Annotated in this window: 21 protein-coding genes; 16 read left to right on the top strand and 5 right to left on the bottom strand. The window is 66.0% G+C overall.

From position 1 onward, the window contains the following. Nucleotides 1–67: 67 nt before the first annotated feature. A complete protein-coding gene (locus AB0313_RS01445) occupies nt 68–1,345 on the bottom strand; it encodes a PrsW family intramembrane metalloprotease (RefSeq protein ID WP_366303093.1) in 1,278 nt (425 codons plus the stop codon). A gap of 191 nt (nt 1,346–1,536) precedes the next feature. Here AB0313_RS01445 and pyrR point away from each other — a divergent pair, with 191 nt between their 5' ends. The 13 genes from pyrR (at nt 1,537) to AB0313_RS01380 (ending at nt 16,514) form a co-directional block, all read left to right on the top strand. Then, entirely contained in the window at nt 1,537–2,124 is a 588-nt protein-coding gene (gene pyrR, locus AB0313_RS01440; RefSeq protein WP_141941541.1) for a bifunctional pyr operon transcriptional regulator/uracil phosphoribosyltransferase PyrR, read from the top strand. Continuing rightward, entirely contained in the window at nt 2,121–3,149 is a 1,029-nt protein-coding gene (locus AB0313_RS01435; RefSeq protein WP_141941539.1) for an aspartate carbamoyltransferase catalytic subunit, read from the top strand. Before pyrR ends, AB0313_RS01435 begins: the two co-directional genes overlap by 4 nt. Beyond that, entirely contained in the window at nt 3,149–4,489 is a 1,341-nt protein-coding gene (locus AB0313_RS01430; protein WP_141941537.1) for a dihydroorotase, read from the top strand. The genes AB0313_RS01435 and AB0313_RS01430 overlap by 1 nt, the downstream gene beginning before the upstream one ends. Beyond that, nucleotides 4,489–5,007 (top strand): hypothetical protein, encoded by a 519-nt coding sequence (locus AB0313_RS01425; RefSeq protein WP_141941535.1) that lies wholly within the window; start codon nt 4,489–4,491, stop codon nt 5,005–5,007. The genes AB0313_RS01430 and AB0313_RS01425 overlap by 1 nt, the downstream gene beginning before the upstream one ends. Nucleotides 5,008–5,026: 19 nt before the next feature. Beyond that, complete coding sequence (gene carA / locus AB0313_RS01420) at nt 5,027–6,229, top strand: glutamine-hydrolyzing carbamoyl-phosphate synthase small subunit (RefSeq protein WP_366303090.1); 1,203 nt, start codon at nt 5,027–5,029, stop codon at nt 6,227–6,229. After that, nucleotides 6,229–9,543 (top strand): carbamoyl-phosphate synthase large subunit, encoded by a 3,315-nt coding sequence (gene carB / locus AB0313_RS01415; protein WP_141941531.1) that lies wholly within the window; start codon nt 6,229–6,231, stop codon nt 9,541–9,543. Before carA ends, carB begins: the two co-directional genes overlap by 1 nt. After that, nucleotides 9,536–10,393 (top strand): orotidine-5'-phosphate decarboxylase, encoded by an 858-nt coding sequence (gene pyrF / locus AB0313_RS01410; RefSeq protein ID WP_366303088.1) that lies wholly within the window; start codon nt 9,536–9,538, stop codon nt 10,391–10,393. The genes carB and pyrF overlap by 8 nt, the downstream gene beginning before the upstream one ends. A 109-nt stretch (nt 10,394–10,502) precedes the next feature. Beyond that, on the top strand, nt 10,503–10,820 hold the full coding sequence (gene mihF / locus AB0313_RS01405; protein WP_174237589.1) for an integration host factor, actinobacterial type: 318 nt from the start codon (nt 10,503–10,505) through the stop codon (nt 10,818–10,820). Nucleotides 10,821–10,863: 43 nt separating this feature from the next. After that, nucleotides 10,864–11,457, top strand: a complete 594-nt coding sequence (gmk, locus tag AB0313_RS01400) for a guanylate kinase (protein ID WP_141941528.1) — start codon at nt 10,864–10,866, stop codon at nt 11,455–11,457. A 15-nt stretch (nt 11,458–11,472) separates the two neighbouring features. After that, entirely contained in the window at nt 11,473–11,733 is a 261-nt protein-coding gene (gene rpoZ, locus AB0313_RS01395) for a DNA-directed RNA polymerase subunit omega (protein ID WP_026264487.1), read from the top strand. A 36-nt stretch (nt 11,734–11,769) separates the two neighbouring features. After that, nucleotides 11,770–13,008, top strand: a complete 1,239-nt coding sequence (coaBC, locus tag AB0313_RS01390) for a bifunctional phosphopantothenoylcysteine decarboxylase/phosphopantothenate--cysteine ligase CoaBC (RefSeq protein ID WP_141941526.1) — start codon at nt 11,770–11,772, stop codon at nt 13,006–13,008. A gap of 76 nt (nt 13,009–13,084) precedes the next feature. Next, a complete protein-coding gene (gene metK, locus AB0313_RS01385; protein WP_141941524.1) occupies nt 13,085–14,320 on the top strand; it encodes a methionine adenosyltransferase in 1,236 nt (411 codons plus the stop codon). Nucleotides 14,321–14,429: 109 nt separating this feature from the next. After that, a complete protein-coding gene (locus tag AB0313_RS01380; RefSeq protein WP_366303085.1) occupies nt 14,430–16,514 on the top strand; it encodes a primosomal protein N' in 2,085 nt (694 codons plus the stop codon). On the opposite strand, the gene AB0313_RS01375 is transcribed toward AB0313_RS01380, so the two are convergent. Genes AB0313_RS01375 through AB0313_RS01360 form a run of 4 tightly spaced genes read right to left on the bottom strand, consistent with a single transcriptional unit; the run spans nt 16,511 to nt 20,375 of the window. Then, the gene (locus tag AB0313_RS01375; RefSeq protein ID WP_366303083.1) at nt 16,511–17,587 is read right to left on the bottom strand and encodes a glycosyltransferase family 1 protein; all 1,077 of its coding nucleotides are present in this window, start codon (nt 17,585–17,587) and stop codon (nt 16,511–16,513) included. The genes AB0313_RS01380 and AB0313_RS01375 overlap by 4 nt on opposite strands. Further along, a complete protein-coding gene (locus tag AB0313_RS01370) occupies nt 17,584–18,513 on the bottom strand; it encodes an alpha/beta hydrolase (protein WP_366303081.1) in 930 nt (309 codons plus the stop codon). The genes AB0313_RS01375 and AB0313_RS01370 overlap by 4 nt, the downstream gene beginning before the upstream one ends. A gap of 7 nt (nt 18,514–18,520) precedes the next feature. Continuing rightward, a complete protein-coding gene (locus AB0313_RS01365; protein ID WP_307306032.1) occupies nt 18,521–19,390 on the bottom strand; it encodes an aldo/keto reductase in 870 nt (289 codons plus the stop codon). 19 nt (nt 19,391–19,409) lie between these two features. Further along, on the bottom strand, nt 19,410–20,375 hold the full coding sequence (locus AB0313_RS01360; protein ID WP_141941516.1) for a sugar-binding domain-containing protein: 966 nt from the start codon (nt 20,373–20,375) through the stop codon (nt 19,410–19,412). 179 nt (nt 20,376–20,554) lie between these two features. Between AB0313_RS01360 and AB0313_RS01355 the strand changes: the two genes are divergently transcribed. The 3 genes from AB0313_RS01355 to glpK all read left to right on the top strand — a co-directional run bounded on the left by AB0313_RS01355 (nt 20,555) and on the right by glpK (nt 24,717). Beyond that, nucleotides 20,555–22,321: a glycerol-3-phosphate dehydrogenase/oxidase gene (locus tag AB0313_RS01355; RefSeq protein WP_366303078.1), complete on the top strand. Its 1,767-nt coding sequence runs from the start codon at nt 20,555–20,557 to the stop codon at nt 22,319–22,321. A 91-nt stretch (nt 22,322–22,412) separates the two neighbouring features. Next, complete coding sequence (locus AB0313_RS01350) at nt 22,413–23,162, top strand: MIP/aquaporin family protein (RefSeq protein ID WP_141941507.1); 750 nt, start codon at nt 22,413–22,415, stop codon at nt 23,160–23,162. 40 nt (nt 23,163–23,202) lie between these two features. Further along, a complete protein-coding gene (gene glpK / locus AB0313_RS01345) occupies nt 23,203–24,717 on the top strand; it encodes a glycerol kinase GlpK (RefSeq protein ID WP_141941505.1) in 1,515 nt (504 codons plus the stop codon). The last annotated feature ends 162 nt before the right edge of the window (nt 24,718–24,879 follow it).

The raw sequence follows: 24,879 nt of genomic DNA, 5'->3' as shown, positions 1-24,879 counted from the left end.
GCTCCGCTCAGGAACGCGCAAAAGGACCCCGCCGTCGGCGGGGTCCTTTTGCGTTGCCGCGGACAGTTCAGCCGGCCACGGACGCCCGCAGGGAGAGGATCTGCTGCAGCTGCTGCCTTTCCTCCGCCTGGTGCAGCGGCACGTCGCGTCCACTCAGGATCCGTTGGCGGGTGTTGGCAAGCTGGGTGGCCGCCTTCAGGAACTGCTTCATCTGCGGCTTCCTGCCTGAGCCCGCCGCCCATGCCAGGGCTGTACGGCGTCCCGCGCGGGTGGCGAGGAGTTCGACCTCGGCGGGCGTAAACCACCCCGCGGCGGAGTATTCCAGCAGACGCTGCCGGGTAAGGCGCTTCTCCGCAACCCGCAGGAAGATGATGCCGCCCACCGCCAGGAGGAAAATCGGCACCTGGACCATGATGTAGTCCAGCACGAAACCCTGCCCCATGCTGTTCCACCGGTTGTGCAGGAACATGGCCGGCAGCAGCCCCACAAAGAAGGCCCCGATCGACGCGCCCGTGTGCCACCGCCTCGCTGCAAAGCCCATGACAAGACCGGTGGTGCCGGTGAAGATCGCGTGGGCGAACGGGGACATGACGCCGCGCAGGAAGAAAATCTGGGCGAAGTCGCTGGCCGGGGACGCCGACTCCGCGACGGCCCTGCCGAAGTAGAGGATGTTTTCGGTGAACGCGAACCCGCCGGCGATGGTGAAGGCGAACACCACGCCGTCCCCTGGTCCATCGAACTGCCGGCGCGCCGCGAGCAGGAGGATCAGCAGGCCCAGCGACTTTGCGAACTCCTCGACGATTGGTGCTTGGACGGTGGCCATGTAGGTCTGCAGGTCAGGTTCCCCGGTGAACTGGAAGGCGATCACGAAGAACGGCTGGATGAGCAGGGTTACGGCGACGGATACCGCCGCGCCCCATGTGAAAGCGAAAAACAGAAGCCGCTTCGGTTCCGGCTCCCACCGGTCAATGATGTGCACGGCCGCCAGGACCACCGTCAATGGAATGAGTGAGGCCAGGAAACCAATCACGAATCCGCCGACGCCGGTGTTGGACAACAGGAACGGCACCACGAGGAAAAGGCTCAGGAAAGCCAGGATGCCACCGGCCACGGCCAAGCCCACCAGCCCGCTGCGCGTGCGCGATGCCTGCAGCACCGCCCCCTGCGCCTGCGGCGGCACCACGGCAGCCAGCGGCTGGCCCTGGTGGCCCGGCGCGGCCCGGTAGTGCTGCGGCTGCACCTGTCCCATCCAGCTCGGGTTGGCCTGCCGGGGGACGGGGCCGCCCGGCCCGAGGTAGGGGTCGTCGGGCAGGCCGGGGGAGGGGTACTGCGAATACATCGGCATACCCGACAGCCTAAGCTGGGCCTACCGCGCCACCAAGGACCGCCCCACCAGGGCCGGGGCGGCCGCGGGACCGGGTGTGATGAGCGCCGCGTTGTTCCGGGGCCGGGGCCCGGGGACCGTGTGGTAATTTTGAAAAGCAAACATTCCTTTTTTAATTCCGTCCTGTGAGGCGGGGAAAGGGGAGACGAGCGTTGACTTCTGTCACCAGCGCACCGGTTCCAGCCAGGGTCGTCCTGAGCCAGGCGGACATTGACCGGGCACTCACTCGTATCGCCCATGAGATCCTCGAAGCCAACAAGGGATCCCGGGACCTGGTCCTTTTGGGCATTCCCCGCCGCGGTTACCCGCTGGCTGTCCGGCTTGCCGAAAAAATTGCCGCCGCGGACAACACCGTTGACGCCGCAGCCATCGTGGGGCAGCTTGACGTCACCATGTTCCGTGACGATCTCTCCCACCAGGGGACGCGGCCGCCGTATCCCACCCGTCTGCCCCGCACCGGCATCGACAACAAAGTGGTGGTGCTCATCGACGACGTCCTCTACTCGGGACGCACCATCCGGGCTGCCCTCGACGCCCTTGTCGACCTCGGCCGACCCCGCATCGTCCGGCTGGCGGTCCTGATCGACCGCGGGCACCGGGAACTTCCCATCCGCGCCGACCACGTTGGCAAGAACCTGCCCACCGCCGCCTCCGAGAAGGTCCGGGTCCGGCTCGAAGAAACGGACATGTCCGACGCCGGCGTCCCGGTCAACGAAGTCGTGATCGAGGGCGGCGCATGAAGCACCTTCTGTCCACTGAGGACCTCAGCCTTTCGAACGCCATCCGCATACTGGACACCGCCGAGGAAATGTCGGCCGTGGGGGAGCGGGAAGTGAAGAAACTCCCGGCCCTGCGCGGACGCACCGTGGTCAACCTCTTCTTCGAGGACTCCACCCGCACCCGTATCTCGTTCGAAGCCGCAGCCAAGCGGCTTTCGGCGGACGTCATCAACTTCGCAGCCAAGGGATCATCCGTCTCCAAGGGCGAATCCCTCAAAGACACGGCCCAGACGCTGTCCGCCATGGGTGCGGACGCCGTCGTCATCCGGCACTGGGCGTCGGGCGCCCCCCACCGGCTCGCCGCGACCGACTGGATCGATGCAGCCGTCATCAACGCGGGCGACGGCACCCACGAACACCCCACACAGGCCCTGCTCGACGCTTTCACCATGCGCCGGCACTGGGCCCGCCTCTCGGGCACCGGTTCCGAAGGGACCGACCTCAAGGGCATGCGGGTGGCCATCGCAGGCGACGTCCTGCACTCCCGCGTGGCGCGTTCGAACGTCTGGCTGCTCCGCACCCTTGGCGCGGAAGTCACCCTGGTCGCCCCGCCCACCCTGCTGCCCGTCGGCGTCGAAAAATGGCCCTGCAGCGTCAGTTACGACCTGGACCAGACGCTGGCAAACGGCGTCGACGCCATCATGATGCTCCGCGTGCAGGGCGAGCGAATGAACGCCTCCTTCTTTCCCAGCACCCGGGAATACTCGCGCCGCTGGGGCTTTGACGACAACCGCCTCCGTGCCCTGGATGACCTTGGCATGACGGATACGATCATCATGCACCCCGGACCCATGAACCGGGGCCTGGAGATCAGTGCCGCCGCCGCGGACTCGCCCCGGTCCACCGTCCTGGCGCAGGTCCGCAACGGCGTGTCCGTGCGGATGGCCGCGCTTTACCTGCTGCTCTCCGGTGACACCCGGGAACCAGCCGCACACCGGGCACCGGCCTACGCTGCCGCCGCCCCTTCCACCAAGGAGAGCATCTGATGGCAGCCAACACCGGAACGTACCTCATCCAGGGCGCCGCCATCCTTGGTGGCGAGCCCGCAGACCTGCTGGTCCGGGACGGCATCATCGCCGAGATCGGCAGTGGCCTTTCCGTCGACGGCGCCACCGTAATCGACGCCGCCGGCCTGGTGGCGCTGCCCGGCATGGTGGACGTGCACACACACCTCCGCGAACCCGGCCGCGAGGATGCCGAAACCGTGGAGACCGGAACGCGTGCGGCGGCGCTCGGCGGCTACACCGCCGTGCACGCCATGGCCAACAGCACGCCGGTTGCCGACACCGCAGGCGTCGTGGAGCAGGTCTACACCCTGGGCCGTGCGGCCGGATGGGTGGACGTCCGCCCGGTGGGCGCTGTAACGGTCGGCCTCGCAGGAGAGCAGTTGGCTGAGCTCGGCGCCATGGCCGATTCCCGTGCCCGGGTTCGGATGTTTTCCGACGACGGCATCTGCGTCCATGACCCCGTGCTGATGCGCCGCGCCCTGGAGTATGTCAAGGCGTTCGACGGCGTGGTGGCCCAGCACGCCCAGGAGCCCCGCCTGACCGCCGGGGCACAGATGAACGAAGGCGATGTATCCGCCGTGCTGGGCCTCACCGGCTGGCCTGCGGTTGCTGAGGAAAGCATCATTGCCCGGGACGTCCTGCTGGCACAGCACGTGGGCTCCCGCCTGCACGTGTGCCACGTGTCCACGGCCGGGTCGGTGGAGATTATCCGTTGGGCCAAGGAACGGGGTATCGACGTCACGGCCGAGGTCACGCCGCACCACCTGCTGCTCACCGACGACCTCGTGCGCAGCTACGACCCCGTCTTCAAGGTCAACCCGCCGCTGCGCACCGACGCCGACGTCCAGGCACTGCGTGCAGGCCTGGCAGACGGCACCATCGACGTGGTGGGCACAGATCACGCCCCACACCCGAGCGAGCACAAGGAATGCGAGTGGGCGCAGGCGGCCATGGGAATGACGGGCCTGGAAACAGCACTGTCCGTGGTCCAGCACGCCATGATCGACACCGGCCTGATGACCTGGGCTGACTTCGCCCGGGTCACGTCCACCGCCGCGGCGAAGATCGGCCGGCTGAGCGACCAGGGCAGGCCCATCGAGGCAGGCGAACCCGCGAACTTCATCTTGGTTGATCCGGCGGCACGCTGGACAGTGGACCCTTTCCGGATGGCCACCATGGGCCGCAACTCCCCGTTCGCGGGCAGGGAACTGCCGGGCAAGGTGGTGGCCACCTTCTTCAAGGGGCACCCCACCGTCCTCGACGGCGCACTCAACACGCCCCACCCCGAAGCCGCCGCAACCCCGGCAGGCGCGGCCTGATGGACAAGATCCTTCCCGGCCTTGCCATGCTGGCGGTGGTCGCCGTCGTCTTTGTCCTTCTTGCCCTGGGGTGGCGCAACCGCCTGAAACGCCAGTCCGACGTCGAGCAGCTGCCCCAGGTGCCCGGTGCACCGGGGGAGCCCACCGCCGTCGCCGAGGGCCAGTATGTGGCCACCACGACCGCCGGCGATTGGCTCGACCGGATTGCGGTGCACGGGCTGGGCATCCGCACCAATTCCAACCTGGCCGTGTACCCGCACGGCGTCCTTTATGAAAGAGCCGGGGCGCCCGCCCTGTACATCCCGGCTGCCTCCCTCACCGGCGTACGCCAGGACAGCGGGATGGCGGGTAAGTTCGTAGAAAAGGATGGCCTGCTGGTGCTCGCCTGGACACTTGGCAGGCACGAGCTGGACACCGGCTTCCGGACCCGCCGCGCCGCGGACAAGGACGTGCTGTACCAGGCCCTTCAGGATTTGATTTCGTCAGCCCCAGCGGCTGGTGCCACCAGTGGAAAGTAAGACAGTGAAAGCGAATACATTGACAGCAACCACCTCCGCTCCGGCAGCGCTAGTTCTCGAAGACGGGCGCATTTTCCGCGGCACCAGCTACGGCGCCACCGGCACCGCCCTGGGCGAGGCCGTCTTTGCCACGGGCATGACCGGCTACCAGGAAACCATCACCGACCCGTCTTACGCCCACCAGTTGGTGGTGCAGACGGCCCCGCATATCGGCAACACCGGTGTGAACGATGAGGACGCCGAGTCCCGGCGCATCTGGGTGGCCGGGTACATCGTCCGCGACGCTGCGCGGCGGCCCTCCAACTGGCGATCCGAGCGGTCGCTGGACGAGGAACTGGTGGCCCAGGGCATCGTCGGCATCCAGGGAGTGGACACCCGCGCCATCACCCGCCACCTGCGCGAGCACAAAACCATGCGCGCCGGCATCTTCTCCGGCGAGGCTGCGGAGGCCACGGACAAGGAACTGGTCGACGCCGTCCTGGCCAGCGCCCCCATGGAGGGTTCGCGCCTGGCCGAGGAAGTCAGCGTCGACAAAGCCTACGTGGTGGAACCGAAGGACCACGGCTGGGACGGTGAACCCCGCTTCACCATTGCGGCGATCGACCTCGGCATCAAGGCGATGACCCCCGTCCGCTTCGCGGAGCGCGGCGTCCGCGTCCACGTACTTCCCGCCACCGCCACCCTCGAGGACGTCAAGGCCGTCAACCCGGACGGCTTCTTCATGTCCAACGGCCCGGGTGACCCCGCCACCGCGGACGCCCAGGTCAGCCTCCTGCGCTCCGTCCTGGACGAAAAGCTGCCGTACTTCGGTATCTGCTTCGGCAACCAGATCCTGGGCCGCGCACTGGGCTTTGGCACCTACAAGCTACGCTACGGACACCGCGGCATCAACCAACCGGTCATGGACCGGCGCACGGGCAAGGTGGAAATCACTTCCCAGAACCACGGCTTTGCCGTGGACGCCCCGCTCGAGGGCGCCACCCAGGCTCCCGAGGCACGCTACGGGCGGGTGGAAGTGAGCCACATCAGCCTGAATGACGACGTCGTGGAAGGCCTGGCCTGCCTGGACATCCCGGCGTTCTCCGTGCAGTACCACCCGGAAGCAGCGGCTGGCCCGCACGATGCCGCCTACCTGTTCGACCGCTTCATTGACCTGATGGCGGACACGAAGAACGCTGACACCAACCCCGCCACCGACAACAAGACCGAGGACAAGAAGTAATGCCGAAACGTACCGACCTCAAGAGCGTCCTCGTCATTGGTTCCGGCCCGATCGTCATCGGGCAGGCCGCTGAATTCGACTACTCCGGCACCCAGGCACTGCGTGTCCTCAAAGAGGAAGGCCTGCGCGTCATCCTCGTGAACTCCAACCCGGCCACCATCATGACGGACCCGGAGTTCGCCGATGCCACCTACGTGGAGCCCATCACCCCGGAGGTGGTGGAGAAGATCATCGCCAAGGAGCGCCCCGACGCCGTGCTGCCCACCCTGGGTGGCCAGACGGCGCTGAACACCGCCATCGCTTTGGACAAGAACGGTGTGCTGGAGAAGTACAACGTGGAGCTGATCGGCGCCAACATCGCTGCCATCGAGCTCGGTGAAGACCGCGAGAAGTTCAAGGGCGTCGTGGAACGCTGTGGCGCCGAATCCGCCCGCAGCCACATCATCCACACCATGGACGAGGCGCTCACGGCCGCCGTCGACCTGGGCTACCCGATGGTGGTCCGGCCCTCCTTCACCATGGGCGGACTGGGCTCCGGCCTGGCCTACAACGAGCAGGACCTGCGCCGCATCGTCGGACAGGGCCTGCAGTACAGCCCCACCAGCGAGGTATTGCTCGAAGAGAGCATCCTGGGCTGGAAGGAATACGAGCTTGAGATGATGCGCGACAAGAACGACAACGTGGTTGTCGTCTGCTCCATCGAAAACTTCGATCCCGTTGGCGTGCACACCGGCGACTCGATCACCGTGGCTCCGGCCCTCACCCTCACGGACCGCGAATACCAGAAGCTGCGGGACGTCGCCATTGCGGTCATTCGCGAAGTCGGCGTGGACACGGGCGGCTGCAACATCCAGTTCGCCATCGATCCCAAGACCGGCCGCGTGGTGGTCATCGAAATGAACCCGCGCGTCTCGCGCTCCTCGGCACTGGCCTCCAAGGCCACTGGCTTCGCAATCGCCAAGATCGCCACCAAGCTCTCCCTGGGCTACACGCTGGATGAGATCCCCAACGACATCACCCAGAAGACCCCGGCGTCCTTCGAGCCCACCCTGGACTACGTGGTGGTCAAGGTACCCCGCTTTGCATTCGAGAAGTTCCCGGCGGCCGACAACACCCTTACCACCACCATGAAGTCGGTGGGCGAGGCCATGGCCATGGGCCGCAACTTCACCGAAGCACTGCAGAAGGCCCTGCGTTCCCTGGAACAGAAGGGCTCGCAGCTGGACTTCAGCTCCGTCCCCGAATACGAAGTGGCGGAGCTCATCGAAAAGGCCAAGCGCCCCACCACCGAGCGCCTGCACCAGGTCCAGCGCGCCCTCCTGGGGGGCGCCACCGTGGAGCAGCTTTTCGAGGCCACCAAGATCGATCCCTGGTTCCTTGACCAGCTCCAGCTGCTCAACGAGATCTCCCACGAAATCCGGCAGGCCGGAGCACTGACAGCGGACATGCTCAAGCGCGCCAAGCGCCACGGCTTCTCGGACGAGCAGATCGGTGCCCTCACGCACAACTCCGAGGCAGTGGTCCGCGGCGTCCGGCAGGCGCTGGGCATCCGCCCGGTCTACAAGACCGTTGACACCTGCGCCGCCGAGTTCGCCGCGTACACGCCGTACCACTACTCGGCGTATGACGAGGAGGACGAGGTTGCGCTGCACTCCAAGCCGTCCATCCTGATCCTCGGTTCCGGTCCCAACCGCATCGGCCAGGGCATCGAGTTCGACTACTCCTGCGTCCACGCCTCCATGGCGCTGCGCAAGGCCGGCTACGAAACCGTCATGGTCAACTGCAACCCGGAAACCGTCTCCACGGACTACGACGTCTCCACCCGGCTGTACTTCGAGCCGCTGACGCTTGAGGACGTCCTGGAGGTCATCGCCGCAGAGGAACGTACCGGCGGCGTCATGGGTGTGTTTGTCCAGCTCGGCGGCCAGACCCCGCTGAAGCTCGCCCAGCAGCTGGCCGACGCCGGCGTGCCCATCCTGGGCACCTCCCCTGAAGCCATCGACCTCGCCGAGCACCGCGGCGCCTTCTCCCGCGTGCTGGACAAGGCCGGCCTGGTTTCACCGAAGAACGGCACCGCCGTGTCGTTCGAGGACGCCAAGAGCATCGCTGACGAGATCGGTTATCCGGTGCTTGTCCGTCCGTCCTACGTGCTGGGCGGCCGGGGTATGGAAATCGTCTACGACGAGCCCAACCTCTCCCGCTACATCGCCAACGCCACCGAGATCACCCCGGACCACCCGGTGCTGATCGACCGCTTCCTGGAAGACGCCGTCGAAATCGACGTCGACGCCCTATTCGACGGCACCGATCTTTACCTGGGCGGCATCATGGAGCACATCGAGGAAGCCGGCATCCACTCCGGCGACTCCGCCTGCGTCCTGCCGCCCATCACCCTGGGCAGCAACGTCATCGAACGGGTGCGCGTGGCAACCCGCGCCATCGCCGAGGGCGTGGGCGTACGCGGCCTGATCAACATCCAGTTCGCACTGGCCTCGGACGTCCTGTACGTCCTGGAAGCCAACCCGCGTGCCTCCCGGACCGTGCCGTTCGTGTCCAAGGCCACCGGCGTCCAAATGGCCAAGGCAGCCGCCCTGATCGGCACCGGCGTGACCATCAACCAGCTCCGCAGCGCCTACAAGATGCTGCCGGAAACCGGCGACGGATCCACTCTGCCGCTGGACGCCCCCGTAGCCGTCAAGGAAGCCGTGCTGCCGTTCAGCCGGTTCCGCACCCTTGAAGGCAAGGTGGTGGACTCCCTGCTTGGCCCTGAAATGCGGTCCACCGGCGAGGTCATGGGCATCGACAAGCACTTTGACACCGCTTTCGCCAAGAGCCAGGCAGGCGCCAACAACGCGCTGCCCACCGAGGGCAAGGTGTTCGTCTCCGTGGCCAATCGGGACAAGCGCTCGGTGATCATGGGCGTCAAGCGGCTCTCGGATCTCGGGTTCGAGATCGTCTCCACCGGCGGTACTGCGGATGTCCTGCGCCGCAACGGCATCCAGGCCACCCCGGTGCGCAAGGTTGCTGAGGGCAGCAGCGCCGAGGGCGAGGGCACCATCGCGGACCTGATCGTGGCCGGCGAGATCGACATGGTCTTCAACACCCCGTCCGGCGGCGAAGCCCGCAGCGACGGCTACGAACTCCGTGCCGCGGCAACGTCCATCGGCATCCCGTGCATCACGACTGTGGCCGAATTCAACGCCGCCGTCCAGGCCATCGAGGCCATGCGCACCTACGAGTGGTCCGTCACCAGCCTGCAGGAGCACGCCGCAGCGCTTGCGGCGTCGCAGAAGGCGGCCCTGCAGCATGCCTGAGCAGGTAGCCGCCGCCGGCCGGGAGTCCTTTGGCTCCCGGCTCGGCGCCGCCATGGCTGCGCGCGGGCCGCTGTGCGTTGGCATTGATCCGCATCCGGCGCTGCTGCAAGCCTGGGGACTGGACGACGACGCCGCGGGGCTTCGGCGTTTCTCGCTGACCGTGCTGGAGGCGGTGGCTTCGCTCGCTGCCGCGGTGAAGCCCCAGGTGGCACTGTATGAACGGCACGGGTCCGCCGGCATGGCGGTGCTGGAGGAGCTCCTGGCCACGGCCCGGGACTCGTCAGTGCTCACGATTGCTGACGCAAAGCGCGGCGACATCGGTTCCACCATGGCCGCCTACGCTGACGCCTGGCTCCGCGACGGATCCCCCCTGGCAGCCGACTCAGTCACGCTGAGCCCATACCTCGGCTTTGAGTCCCTGCGCCCCGCGCTGGACCTCGCGGCCGACACCGGGCGCGGCGTGTTTGTGCTGGCACTGACATCCAACCCCGAGGGAGCTTCGGTCCAGCACGTGGGCGGAAGAGACTCCGTGGCACGCAGGATCACGGAGTCCGCCGCGGCGGAGAACGCCCGGTACGGGGGCAGCCTCGGTTCCGTGGGCCTGGTGGTCGGCGCCACCGTCGGCAGCGCACTGACGGACCTGGAGCTGGATCTGGCTTCCGTCCGCGGACCCATCCTGGCTCCCGGACTCGGCGCCCAGGGGGCAACTCCGGCTGACCTTCGGGCGACCTTCGGCACCGCCTACCCGCTGGTCCTCGGAACTTCCAGCCGCGGCATCCTGACGGCGGGACCGCAGGTCAGCGGACTGCGGGAAGCTGCACTCCACACCCTGGACGGACTCCTGGGATAGCCCGCAATTGCCCGGATGCATTGATTCGGGCTGCACCAAAGGGTAGTTTCAGGACAGGTCCAAGGGCGGCCGCCCTTGGATGAATCCGCCGACTTCGGGGGTGTCCGTGATGGTCCTGCGACCCTTATCTGCGTCTGAACGGGCCGATGCGCTGGGCAAGGCCGCGGCGGCCAGGGCCACCCGGGCTGCCGCAAAGGAGAGCCTGCGGAACGGCGACAGGACCGCCGCTGACATCATCAGCTCCGCGCTGGAGGACGACGCGCTGGCCCGCATGAGGGTTTCGGAACTGCTCGAAGCCCTTCCGGGCATTGGGAAGGTGCGGGCCGCCGCCATCATGCAGCAGCTGGGTATTGCTGCCTCCCGCCGGGTCCGGGGCCTGGGCGTCCACCAGCGCCGGGCGCTGGTAGATTTTATAGACGAGCATTGAGGCAGGCGGCGCCTGTCTTCCCCCAACTGCGCAAAAGGAATACGTGAGCAACAAACCTGGACTGACAGTCCTCGCAGGTCCGACGGCTGTTGGCAAAGGCACCGTGTCCACCTACATCCGTGACAACTACCCCGAGGTTTGGCTTTCCGTCTCAGCCACCACCCGGGCGCCCCGCCCCGGGGAAGTGGATGGCGTCCACTACTTCTTCAAAACCAGGGAGGAGTTCGAGCAGCTCATTGCTGAGGGTGAACTCCTGGAATGGGCTGTGGTCCACGGTCAAAACACCTACGGCACCCTGAAGAGCACCGTGAAACGGGCCATCGCCGAAGGCCGTTCCGTCCTGCTGGAGATCGACCTGCAGGGAGCACGCCAGGTCAAGGCGGCCGTTCCTGACGCCCAGTTCGTGTTCCTGGCCCCGCCCAGCTGGGACGAGATGGTCCGCCGGCTGGTGGGCCGGGGCACCGAAACCCCCGAGGAACAGCAACGACGCCTGGAAACCGCTAAACTGGAACTTGCTGCTGAACCGGAGTTCGACCACACCGTCATTAACGACGACGTCCGCCGGGCAGCGGACGAGCTTGTTTCACTCATGGGGCTGACACCGCATCCACACCTGCCGGAACCGTCAGCCCGCTAGGAATTTGGAGAATTCGTGTCCACGAACCTTGAAGGCATCATCAACCCGCCGATCGACGATCTGCTGAAGGTAGCGGATTCCAAGTACGGCCTGGTCATTTTCGGTGCCAAGCGCGCTCGTCAGATCAACGCTTACTACGCCCAGCTGCACGAGGGCCTGTTCGAATACGTCGGCCCGTTGGTTGACACCAAGCTGAACGAAAAGTCTCTGTCGATCGCCCTGCGCGAGATCAACGAAGGCAAGCTGGTTTCCACGCCGATCGAAGCCGCAGAGTAAACCTGCCGCTGCTGACGTGCTGTTGACGGAGGTCACGTGCGCATAGTCCTCGGAGTCGGGGGAGGGATTGCCGCCTACAAGGTGGCGTCGCTCCTCCGGCTTTTTACTGAAGCCGGCCATGACGTCACCGTGATCCCCACGGAAGCGTCCACCCGCTTTATCGGCACCGCCACCTGGGAGGCGCTGTCCGGAAACCCGGTCAGCAACAGCGTCTTTGATGACGTGCCCCTGGTCAACCACGTGCGCCTTGGTCACGAAGCGGACCTTGTTGTAGTCGCACCCGCCACAGCTGATCTCCTGGCGAAGGCTGCCACCGGCCAGGCCGGAGACCTGCTCACCAACACCCTGCTGATGGCCCACGGCCCGGTACTGTTTGCGCCCGCCATGCACACGGAAATGTGGCAGCATGCTGCCACCCGCGCCAACGTCGAAACGCTCCGCGCGCGCGGGACTGCCGTCCTCGAACCAGCCTCCGGCCGGTTGACCGGCGCCGATTCGGGGCCGGGACGGCTGCCGGAGCCGCAGGTGATCTTCGACGCCGCCATGGCGCTTGTCCAGGGACAGTCCGATTACCAGATGCCCTTGGCGGGCCGCACCGTGACCATCACCGCCGGCGGGACCCGCGAACCCCTCGACCCCGTTCGCTTCCTCGGCAACCGGTCTTCGGGCAAGCAGGGAGTGGCGCTGGCCGTCGCAGCACGCAACGCCGGTGCAACTGTCAGGTTCGTGGCCGCCCACATGGAAGTCCCGCCGCCTGCAGGGGTTGAAGTTGTGCGGGTGGAGACTGCCCTGCAGCTTCGGGAAGCCGCGCTGGAGGCTGCCAACGGGTCGGACGTCGTCATCATGTCCGCGGCCGTCGCTGATTTCCGCCCCGCCGAGATCTCGGATACCAAGATTAAAAAGCGGGACGACACCGCGGATCCCGTCATCACGCTGGTCCGGAACCCGGACATCCTGCAGGAACTTGTTGAGCAGCGGAATGGCGGCGCCGGCGGCGCCCCGCAGCTCATTGTCGGCTTCGCCGCAGAAACCGGGGACAGCCAGGGCGGTGTGCTGGCCTATGCGGAAGCAAAGCTGCAGCGCAAGGGCTGTGACCTCCTGGTGGTCAACCATGTGGGCACGGACAAAGTCTTTGGGCAGGATTCCAACTCGGTGGTCATCCTCTCCCGTTCCGGCGCCGAACCACAGGAAGCATCAGGAACCAAAACCGAGGTTTCCGACGCCATCATCAGCCGCATCAGCTTTGAACTGAACCACGTTTCGCCCCGGGCCTGACGTGTTTCGGGCCACGTTTGCTTAGCACGGGGACATCTCCCGCCTGGCAACCAACACCAACCAGTAAGGTAATTGAGTGACTTTACCGCTGCACCTTCCCCAGACCCATGGGACCACGCCCTCTGCGCTCCGGCTCTTCACGTCCGAGTCGGTTACCGAAGGCCACCCCGACAAGATCTGCGACCAGATCAGTGATGCCATCCTGGACGCACTGCTGGCCAGGGATCCCGAATCGCGCGTGGCAGTTGAGACAATGGCCACCACGGGGCTGGTGCACGTCGCCGGCGAAGTCACTACCGACGCCTACGTCGAAATCCCGCAGATCGTCCGTGAGACCATCCTGGGCATCGGCTACGACTCCTCTGCCAACGGCTTCGACGGCGCCCGCTGCGGCGTCTCCGTCTCCATCGGCCAGCAGTCCAACGACATTGCCGGCGGCGTCTTCAACTCACTTGAGGCCCGCGAAGGCCGCCAGGAGGACGACTACGACCTCCAGGGCGCCGGGGACCAGGGCCTCATGTTCGGCTACGCCAGCGACGAAACGCCGTCCTACATGCCCACCCCCATCTGGCTGGCCCACCGCTTGTCGGAACGGCTCACCGAGGTCCGCAAGACGGGCCAGTTGCCCTACCTTCGCCCGGACGGCAAGACGCAGGTCACCGTGGGCTACGACAAGGACGTTCCGGTTTCCGTGGAAACCGTGGTGATTTCCAGCCAGCATGCCGAGGGCGCAAGCCTGGAGCAGTTGCGGGCAGACCTCGCCGCCGTAGTCATCGGACCTGTCCTGGCCGCCGCCAACCTGGACGTCTCGCGTGCCGCGAACATCCTCAACCCTGCCGGTGAGTTCGTCATCGGCGGCCCGGTGGGCGACGCAGGCCTGACAGGCCGCAAGATCATCGTGGACACGTACGGCGGCATGGCCCGGCACGGCGGCGGCGCTTTCTCCGGAAAAGATCCGTCCAAGGTGGACCGCTCCGCCGCCTATGCCATGCGCTGGGTTGCCAAGAACGTGGTGGCTGCCGGGCTGGCCAAGCGCGCCGAAATCCAGATTGCCTACGCCATTGGCCAGGCGCGGCCGGTGGGAACCTACGTAGAGACCTTCGGGACTGAAACAGTTGATCCGGCCCGCATCAGTGAAGCCATCGCGGAAATCTTCGACCTGCGTCCCCGCGCCATCATCGACGCCCTTGACCTGAAACGGCCCATCTACGCCAAGACGGCCGCGCATGGCCACTTCGGCCGCGACGAACCGGACTTCACGTGGGAGCGCCTGGACCGAGTGGACGACCTCAAGGCTTTCTTCAACGCCTAGTTGCGCGCCTGTCCACGCCGGGAGCCAACCGCGCAGGCCGGGAGTCCAATGTCAGTGCCCGGTGCTTTGCTGTTCCTGTCCACCCGGCGGCTGAACGGAGGTAACTGCCATGGTTGCTGACAGCTCCGTCCAGCCGAGCCTGCTGCAGGGTTTTCCCGTGCGGAAGATGGCCGGCGGCGTCGCCTTGGCGGGGGAACTACCGGTGGCACGGGTCCTGGTTGACTCCTCCCTGCCGCACCTGGACCGCCCTTTCGACTACGCAGTGCCGGCCGCGCTGGACCAGGCCGCCCAGCCGGGAGTCAGGGTGAAGGTCAAGTTCAACGGCCAGGACCTCACCGGATTCCTGCTTGAGCGGTTGGCGGAGTCCGACGCCGGACACACCCTGGTGCCCCTGGCCAAGGTTGTGTCCCCGGTTCCGGTCCTGACGCCCGCCATCAGGGAGCTGTCGGCCGCGGTCGCTGCCCGGTATGCGGGTACAGTCAGCGATGTCCTCCGCCTTGCCGTACCGCCCCGCGTTGCCAGGCTGGAAAAGGATTACCCCGGGTCGCTGGACACCGGGACAGCGGAAGTAGACGCCGCTCCTCCTGCGCCCCCGGGCGTTTCCGCCTGGGCGGTGTACCGCACCGGCGCCGCGTTCCTGAGGCATCTGGCTGGTGGCGGATCTCCCCGGGCCGTCATTAATCCGCTGCAGGGCCACGGCGCGGCAGGGTGGCCGCACCTGCTTGCCCAGGCTGCGGCCGCAGCTTACGCCGCAGGCAGGGGCGCGCTGGTGGTGGTGCCGGACTACCGCGACCTGGACCGCCTGGAGGAAGCGCTGAATGGCCTGGTGCCCGCTGGGGCAGTGGCACGGCTTACTGCCGACGACGGTCCCACGCCCCGCTACCGGAGCTTCCTCCGCCTGCTGGCGGGCCGGGCCAGGATTGCCATCGGCACCCGGTCGGCCGCCTTTGCCCCGGTCCGGGACCTTGGACTGGTTGCCTGCTGGGACGACGGCGACGATCTCCACATCGAGCAGCGCGCGCCCTATGCCCATGCGCGGGAAGTCCTCCTCCTGCGGGCAGAACAGGAGGGGACGGCCTGCCTCCTTGCCGGCCACGCCCGCAGCACTGAGTCCCAGCGGCTGGTGGAGGCGCGCTGGGCGCTCCCCATCGAGGCTGACAGGGCCACGATCCGCAGCACCGTTGCCCGCGTGGTCAATACCGCCGACAGCTTCGAGCAGGAGCGGGACCCGCTCGCCACCGTCGCCCGCTTGCCCCACGCCGCATGGCAGGCGGCAAAGGAAGGACTGGAACGGGGCCCCGTCCTGGTCCAGGTAGGGAGGGCTGGCTACGCCCCTTCCTTGGTTTGTGACACGTGCCGGGAGCCTGCCCGCTGCGGCCACTGCCAGGGGCCCCTGGCACTGGCCGGCACCTCTGCGCTGCCCCAGTGCCGCTGGTGTTCCACCCCCGCTCCGGACTGGAAATGCGCCCACTGCGGCGGGAGACGGCTTCGAAAAGGCGCCACCGGAGTCCTGCGGACTGCCGAGGAACTCGGCCGGGCCTTCCCGGGCAGGACGGTCATCACTTCTTCCGGAGACCAAGTGAAGGCAACGGTATCTGCCGGCAAGACGCTGGTGGTGGCAACAGTGGGTGCGGAGCCGGTTGCGGAGGGTGGGTATGCCGCTGCCCTGCTGCTGGACGGTGATTCACTGCTGCGGCGGGAGACCCTCCGGGCAGGTGAGGACACCGTGCGGCGCTGGTTCAATGCGGCCGCCCTCGTCCGGCCTGCCCCGGACGGCGGACTTGTTGTTGTCACGGCTACGGACCCGGCCGCCACCGGGGCGCTGCTGCGGTGGGATCCCGCAGGTTACGCCCAGCGGGAGCTGTCCCTTCGGGCGGAACTGGGGCTTCCTCCCGCTGTGCGGATCGCATCGGTGACGGGGCCGCGGGCAGCGGTTGAACACTTTACTGGTGCGGTGCAAGCGCACTTGGCGGGCGAGGCCATTGCGGTGCGCACAGCAGGGCCCGCCCCGCTGCTGCTCACCGCGCCTCCCTCCGGCAGGCGCTCAGCCGAGGACGTTCGGACCCTGCTGTTCTTCACGTACGGCCAGGCCGCCGCCGTCGTCCGCGCGCTGCGGGTGACCCGGGCAGCGGTGGCAGCCAAACGGACCACGGACCCTGTGCAGCTGCGCCTTGACGGTGTTGACGTTCTCTAACGGCGCCTCTTCGCCATCACCTCGTGCGCCGCATCCACCAACTGGCGCGCGGATTCATCCCAGCTGAATTGTGCCGCGCGGGCAACCGACCGGCCGGACAGGTCCTTCCAGTGCGCCCCGTCCTGCAGTTGCCCCACTGCATCCGCAAACTGCGAAGGCGACTCCGGGTCAACATAGAGGGCGGCGTCTCCGCCGACTTCCCGGAAAATCGGAATGTCGCTGGCGATGACGGGCGTGCCCACAGCCATGGCCTCGACTAAAGGAAGGCCATACCCCTCGGCCCGGGACAGACTCACCAGCGCCGTCGCCCGCCGCAGCAGTGCGTCATATTCGTCATCTGTCACGCCGTTGTGGAACACCACGGATGCGCCCGGCGGGACAAGGGCTTCCAGTTCGGACTTCCGCTGCGGAGTGATCCGGCTTAGCAGGTGCAGGGTGTACCCGCTCAGCGCGCCCATCCCGGCCACCATTGTTTCCACGTTCTTGTAGGGCATGAACGAGCCCATGTAGATGATCGTTTTGTCCGCTCCGTCGCCCGGATCGCGCGGGTCCTGCGCGGGCTGGGGAGCGTTGGCGATGATGCGGACCGGTCGGCTGGTCAGGCGGTATTTGGCCATCAGCGCCTCCGTTGTCCTGCTGATGGTGGCCACGGCGTCGGCCCTGTTGAGGAGCAGACGCTGCGGCCAGAACGCCTTGTGGTAGAGCCGCCAGAGCAGCCGCACGGGGCCCGGAAGGAAACCGGGGGGAGCGGGGTGCTCGTAGTAGATGAGGTCGTGCAGGGTCAGGATCAAGCCGTACTTCCGGCCCCAGGTGCCCATCGTCTGCATGGGGCACACCACGACGTCGGCCCCCACGGCGTTGACCTTCCGCGCAACGAAGAGTTCCATGGGGGAGAGCGGACTGCTGATGAGCGTGTAGGGGACGTCGGGGAGCAGGGCGAGCTGCCGGGGGTCCGAGATGAGCATTGAGACATCCGCGATTTTCGCGGTGGCTGCGATCAGGCTTGCGCCGTAGCGGCTGATGCCGTCGTGGTGGTCGGTACGGGTAAAACGTGCATCAATGACGATCTTCACGCGGGATGGTCCTTCAGGAAGCTGCGGATGTAGCGGGCGGCCGGTTCCGGCGTTTCGTAGTGAATCAGGTGTCCGACGCCGGGAATCACCTTGAGTTCGCCGTCCGGCAGCAGTTCCAGGAGGCGGTGCTGGCTGGGAAGGGTGGCAATCTCATCCCTTTCACCGGCAATCAGCAGCACGGGCAGTTCCAGTTGCCCGGCGACTTCCGCCACGTGGCTGGTGACGGAGGCAGTGAAGGATTCCAGGAGGCTGTCGCGGTCCGCGAACGAACTGAAATAGGCGTGGTGCTGGCCGTGGATGAAGGCCCGCAGCTGACGGTCGCCGGTTTTGGCCATGGTCTCGCTCATTACCCGCACGATCAGCGGATTGCGCAGCAAAGCCAGGCCCGGGCGGCGGGGCAGCCGTGCAGCGAGCCGGTAGTACAGTACTGCGAGGCGCGTCATCACACCTTTGGGTCCCTCCAAGGCAGGAGCGGCGATGGGGTTGATGAGGATCAGCGGGCGCACAGCGCCCGGGTTGTTGGCCACGAAGTGAGCCGCCACGATGGAGCCAAAGGAGTGCCCAAGGAGCACTGTGTCCGGCCCCAGGTCCAGGGCGGCCATGAAGTCAGAGATGAACTGCCCGTACCGCTCCACGGAGTGCGGGCGCCGGGCAAAAGCGTCGGAGCGGCCAAAGCCGGGCAAGTCCGGCATGATGATCCGCATATCGGGAAGTTGGTCCGCTACGCGCAGCAGTCCGTGGTGGTCGCCGCGGAACCCGTGCACCACCAGCACGGTGCGGGTGTCCGGATTCGCTTCAAGGGGCTCGTAGGTCCAAAAGGCCACAGTGCCGTCGTCGAGGGTGATTGTGGAGGCGGAGGCGCGGGTGGCAAGGCTCTGGCTGAAGTAGGCAGGCGCAGGGGAAGTCCCCGGGTTCACGGTATCCATGCCCGGCCTAGTTCACGTTGTCCGGATGTGAACCGGTCCGCTGTCCGCGGTCCAGCGCCTTGATGGCCACCATGTCGCGTTCGGAGAGCTCGAAACTGAAAACGTCCAGGTTCTCGCGGATGCGGGCCTCAGAGCTGGCCTTGGGGATGGCGATGTTACCCAGCTGCATGTGCCAGCGGAGGATCACTTGTGCGGGGGTGCGGTTATGTTCCGTGGCGCAGGCCTGGATGACGGGGTCGGAAAGGACCTGGCCGCGGCCCAGCGGGCTCCACGCTTCGGTGCGGATTCCCAGCTCGGCGTGCTTGTGCCGGAGCTCGTCCTGTTGCAGCCATGGGTGCAGTTCGATCTGGTTGACGGCGGGGACCACCTCGGCGGTCTGGAGCAGGCGGTCAAGGTGAGCCGGCTGGAAGTTGCTGACGCCAATCGCCCGTACCCTGCCTTCCCGGTACAGGGTTTCGAGGGCCCGATAGGTCTCCGGGAACAGTCCCCGGCGCGGGCAGGGCCAGTGGATCAGGTACATGTCCACATAGTCGAGCCCCAAGTTGACCATGGAGTCATCGAAGGCCTGCAGTGTGGCGTCGTAGCCGTGATGGTCATTCCACACCTTCGTGGTGACAAAAATGTCTTCACGGGACAGAGACGGGAACAACTCGCCCGAGCCGCCACTGCCGGTCCCTGCATCCAGCTGGGAGCTGATGCCGCGGGCCACGCCGGTTTCGTTTCCGTACATCGCGGCGGTGTCGAAGTGGCGGTAGCCCGCTGCGAGCGCGGTGGCGACCAGTCCTTCCGCGTCAGCTGCCGGCACCTTGTACAGCCCGAAGCCGAGCTGGTCTATCAGCACGCCGTTGTTGAGGCTGAGCCGGGGTGAGGTTCTCATGGCAACGACTCTACCCACTTCAGCTGGCCAGTCCTTCGTAATCGACCAGCCGGCGTGCGGTGGCTTCATCGAGGATCAGGTCGGTGGCGAGCCTCGCCGCGAGGGCTCCGCGCAGGCCGTTGATCTTGGAAACTCCTGACACCACACAGATCCGTCGGCGCACTTGGCGGAGTTGGGCCAGCGACGGACCGGTGGAGCGTTCGTTCAGGACAATCCCGTCTGAGGAGCCGTCACCGCGGAAGAATACGGTGGCAACGTCGCCCACCACATCTGAGTTGGCCAGCGCGTTCAGGTCCTCCTCGTCAAGATAACCTCCGGCGTACACGTGACTGGGGTAGTCGGCGTGTACTGAACCCACGCCGAAGATGGCGATGCTCATCTTTGCCTGCAGTTCCAGGACGCGCTGGACGCTGCGCTCGTTCCACATTGCGGTCTTGGTGGCCGCGTGGTCGAAGAAGGCCGGGACGGGGAACTGTTCTACCCGCGCGCCGTAGGCGCTGCCGAACCTCCGCATGATGTCGCTTGCATAGGTGATGCCCGTGGTGTGCATGTTCCCGGCGCCGTTGAGCTGGACAATGACGCTGTCATGCGTGATTTTCCTGGTGAGGTGCCGGCTTACCGCGCTGAGAGTTGAGCCCCAGGCCACGCCGATGATGGCATTGGAATCCACCAGCGGCCCGATGGTGCGGGCGGCCTGCATGGCCACCCGGTCAAGTGTTTCCGCTTCGTTGAGGGTGCCCAGGATGGGGACTACGTGGACGTCCAGGTTGTACCGGCGCCGGATCATGCCCTCCAGTTCGGGACCGGTGTCCAGGGGGTTGCGGATCTGGATCTGCACCAGGCCGGACTCCCTGGCGGAGGACAGGAGCCTTGAAACGGTGGACCGGGAAGTGCGCAGTTCACGCGCGATCGCGTCCATCGTCAGGTCCTGCAGGTAGTACATTTGTGCAGCTCGCAGGGCTTCCTGATCCCGTGAAAGTGCCATCTCAGTTCCCTTCTGCACATTCGTGCATAGTCCTTGACTCCATTTTCCATTTCTCCGAAGAATAGAGCAGAACGGCGGCGCCATCCAGCGGCGGCCGCATCACACAAAGCCCCAAGGGAGTCGTTTTGGGACCCAAGGATCCATATGTTCAACCGTCTGTTGCTGCGCCCCGGCATGGGGTGGAACGCCCTTCAGTCCACAACCTGCGCCGCCGTCCGCACGCCAAAGTACTGGTGGTGGGTGGTGGTACTAACGGTGTGGGAACGTTCCGCGACCTTGCGCTGCAGGGCGTGGATGTCGCCCTGGTGGAGCGCGGTGACTACTGCCAGGGTGCAAGCGGCGCGTCCTCGCATATGATCCATGGCGGTATCCGGTACCTCGAAAACGGCGAATTCCGCCTGGTCCGCGAATCGGTCGTTGAACGGAACCGGTTGCTGAAGATCGCACCGCACTACGTCAAGCCCCTGCAGACAACCATTCCCATCTTCAGTACCTTTTCCGGCATCCTGTCCGCACCGCTGCGCTTCCTGACCCACAAGCAGCAGGGCAAGCCCAAGGAACGCGGAGCATTCCTTATCAAGGCCGGCCTCAGCCTTTATGACTCTTTTTCCCGTGATGGCGGAACGGTGCCGCGGCACCAGTTCCGCACGCACAAGGCAGCCCTTGAAGAGCTGCCCGCCCTTCGTCCGGACGTGAAATACACCGCCACCTACTTTGATGCCTCCGTCCATAATCCGGAGCGTCTGACCCTGGACGTCCTGCAGGACGGTGAGAAGGCCGGCCGCGCAGGTTTTGCCGGTACCGGCGGACAGGGGGCCACCGCACGGGCCAGTAACTACCTTTCCCTGCAGTCGATGTCATCAGCCCCCAACCCAGGGACCGGCAAGGGAGGCACCGTCCGCCTCCGCGACGAACTCACTGGGGAAGAATTCGACTTTACGGCCGACATCATCGTGAACACCACCGGGGCGTGGGTGGACCTCACCAACGAAGCGATGGGTGCTGCGTCATCCTTTATGGGTGGCACCAAGGGATCACACATTGTGCTGGATCACCCCGGCCTCCTCGCCGCCTGCCGCGGACGCGAAATCTTCTTCGAGCACACGGACGGCCGGATTGTCCTCATCTACCCCATGGGGGACCGGGTCTTGGTGGGCACCACCGACGTTGACGCGGACATGGCAGAGGACGCCATCTGCACGGACGAGGAAATCCAGTACTTCTTTGACCTGATCGGCCACGTTTTTCCCTCGATCAACGTCACAGCCGACGACATCGTGTACACCTTCTCCGGTGTGCGTCCCCTCCCGAGCCATGATGCCACCCAGCCGGGCTTCGTCTCCCGCGACTACCGCATCGAACGGCGGGCCTCCGGGGACAAGGGGAGCGGCGCCGTCGTCCTCAGCCTGGTGGGCGGTAAATGGACCACGTTCCGTGCCCTCGCAGAGCACCTGACCAATGACGTCCTCGCCGAACTTGGCGTCCAGCGCAAGGTGTCAACAGCCCAGCTTCCCATCGGCGGCGGTGCCGGCTTCCCTGCGGATGAAGCGGGAGAGCAGAAGTGGATCAAGGCGCATATGGCTGCCGGCCGGGACGCGGACCGTACCGCAGGTCTGCTGACCCGCTACGGGACCCGGGCCGAAGCGGTCATCGAATACCTCCACGCAGAACCTGACCAGCCGCTGCGGTCCACCAGGGAGCTCAGCGTCCGTGAGCTGGAGTTCATGGCGGCAAACGAGCAGGTGGGACACCTGGTGGATGTCTTCATCCGGCGTACCTCCCTGGCGTTCCGGGGTCTGGTCACTGGCGAACTTCTCAATGAAGTGGCGGAGGTGCTGTCCGTCCCGCTGAAATGGGACGCCGCAGCCCGCGCCGCTGAGATCAAGCACGCCCAGGACGTGCTGCAGCGTTTCCACCGTGTGGAAACGCACAGCCTGGTCTCCTAAGGCCGGGCAGCCGGCCGGGGCGCCCCAGTGCCCCGGCCCACCGGTCCTTCGCCCGCGGAGGACCGACAACTAAACAAAGAAGGAGTCAAAGATGTCTCTAGGAATAGTCTTCCTCTCCGAAGTCTTTGGTACGGGCATGCTGACCCTGTTGGGTTGCGGCGTCGTTGCCAACGTGGCTTTGAGGGGGACAAAAGGCAACAACGGCGGTTTCCTGATGGTCACATGGGGGTGGGGAATCGCCGTCTTCGCGGGTGTCTTCGTCGCCGCGAAGTCGGGTGCGCACCTGAACCCTGCGGTTACCCTCGGCCTGCTGCTCAACGGCAAGGCTGAATACGCTCCGGGCGTCACCGTGGACTTCGCCTCCACGCTGACCTACTTCGGCGGCGAGATGGTGGGCGCATTCCTCGGTGCCGTGGTCTGCTGGCTGGCCTACAAGCAGCACTTTGATGACGAGCCGGAGCCTGCCGGCAAGCTTGGCGTCTTCTCCACGGGCCCCGCAATCCGGTCAACGCCCTGGAACGTCATCACCGAAGTCATCGGCACTTTCGTTCTGGTGCTGGTAATCCTCACCTTCGGGGGTACGCCTTCCGGCCTTGGACCGCTCGCCGTGGCGCTGCTCGTCGTCGGCATTGGTGTGTCCCTTGGCGGCCCCACGGGCTACGCCATCAACCCGGCCCGTGACCTCGGTCCCCGCATTGCCCACGCCGTACTTCCCATCCGCGGGAAAGGGTCCAGCGACTGGGCCTACTCCTGGGTGCCCGTGGTCGGGCCGCTGATTGGCGGCGCGCTCGGCGGCCTCGTGGCCCGCATTGTTCCCATCATCGTCACGGCTGCTGCCTGACCCGGACCCACTCAAGAACCAACAAGACAAGGACGTCACAATGAACCAGTACGTAATCGCCATCGACCAGGGCACCACCAGCACCCGCGCCATCATCTTTGACCACAGCGGCGCCATCGTATCCTCCGGACAAATGGAGCACGAGCAGATCTTTCCCCAGGCAGGCTGGGTGGAACACGATGCCACGGAAATCTGGAACAACACCCGCGAGGTCATCGGTTCGGCGCTGTCCAAGGCGAACCTGACGCGGCACGATATTGCCGCAGTCGGCATCACCAACCAGCGCGAGACGGCAGTGGTGTGGGACAAGACCACGGGCAAGCCGGTATACAACGCGATTGTGTGGCAGGACACCCGGACCCAGGACATCGTGGACGAACTGGCCAGGGACGGCGGTGCGGACCGCTTCAAACAGAAGGTAGGCCTGCCGCTGGCCACGTACTTCTCCGGCACCAAGATCAAGTGGATCCTGGACAACGTCGACGGCGCCCGGGAAAAGGCTGAAGCCGGGGACTTGGTCTTCGGCAACACGGACGCCTGGGTCCTGTGGAACCTGACCGGCGGCGTGGAAGGCGGCGTCCATGTCACGGACGTCACCAACGCCTCCCGGACCCTGTTCATGGACCTCGAAACGCTGCAGTGGGACGACGAAATCCTCGGCATCTTCGGTGTTCCGCGGAGCATGATGCCGGAAATCAAGTCCTCCTCCGAGGTTTACGGGGAAGTCCACGGCTCGCAGCTGCTCCGCGAGACGCCGGTGGCGGGCATCCTTGGCGACCAGCAGGCTGCTACGTTCGGCCAGGCCGCCTTCGACGCGGGCGAAGCCAAGAACACGTACGGCACCGGCTGCTTCCTGATTTTCAACACGGGCGAGGAAATCGTCCACTCGAAGAACGGGCTGCTCACTACCGTGGGCTACAAGCTCGGCGACGCCAAGCCGCACTACGCCCTGGAAGGCTCCATCGCCGTCACCGGTTCGCTGGTCCAGTGGCTGCGCGACAACCTTGGCATGATCAGCAGCGCCCCCGAGGTGGAAACCCTTGCCGCTTCAGTCAAGGACAACGGCGGCGTCTACATCGTCCCGGCCTTCTCCGGTCTTTTTGCTCCGTACTGGCGCTCCGACGCCCGCGGCGCGATTGTGGGCCTGACCCGGTTCGTCAACAAGAACCACATCGCCCGCGCCGCCCTGGAGGCCACCGCATTCCAGACCCGCGAGGTGCTCGACGCCGTCAACGCTGACTCCGGCGTTCCCCTCACCGAGCTGAAGGTCGACGGCGGCATGGTCGCCAACGATGCGCTCATGCAGTTCCAGGCGGACATCCTCGGCGTCCCGGTCATTCGTCCCAAGGTCATTGAAACCACCGCACTGGGCGCCGCTTACGCGGCTGGCCTTGCTGTTGGCTTCTGGAAGGACCTCGGCGAGTGCTCGGCCAACTGGTCCGAGGACAAGCGATGGGAACCGCAGATGGACCAGGCCGAACAGGACCGGCAGTTGCGGCTCTGGAAGAAGGCCGTCACCAAGTCCATGGATTGGGTCGACGAGGACGTTCGCTAGTGTGACCCATCGTTGATGGCAGCCGCACCTGCCCTGCCCGCTTCGCGGTGCCCACCACACCCGGGCGAGGTGCGGCTGCCATCAACGTCACCGTCACACTCCCTCAGCCGCTTGTTTGCGACGTACGCTGATGGGGTGTGGACGTGCGCTAAAGTAGATTCA

This window comes from Pseudarthrobacter sp. NPDC080039 (genome assembly GCF_040702335.1).
GTDB lineage: Bacteria > Actinomycetota > Actinomycetes > Actinomycetales > Micrococcaceae > Arthrobacter > Arthrobacter enclensis_A.
The sequence above is the reverse complement of the archived record's forward strand: the minus strand, read 5'-3'. Positions and strand labels throughout refer to the sequence as shown.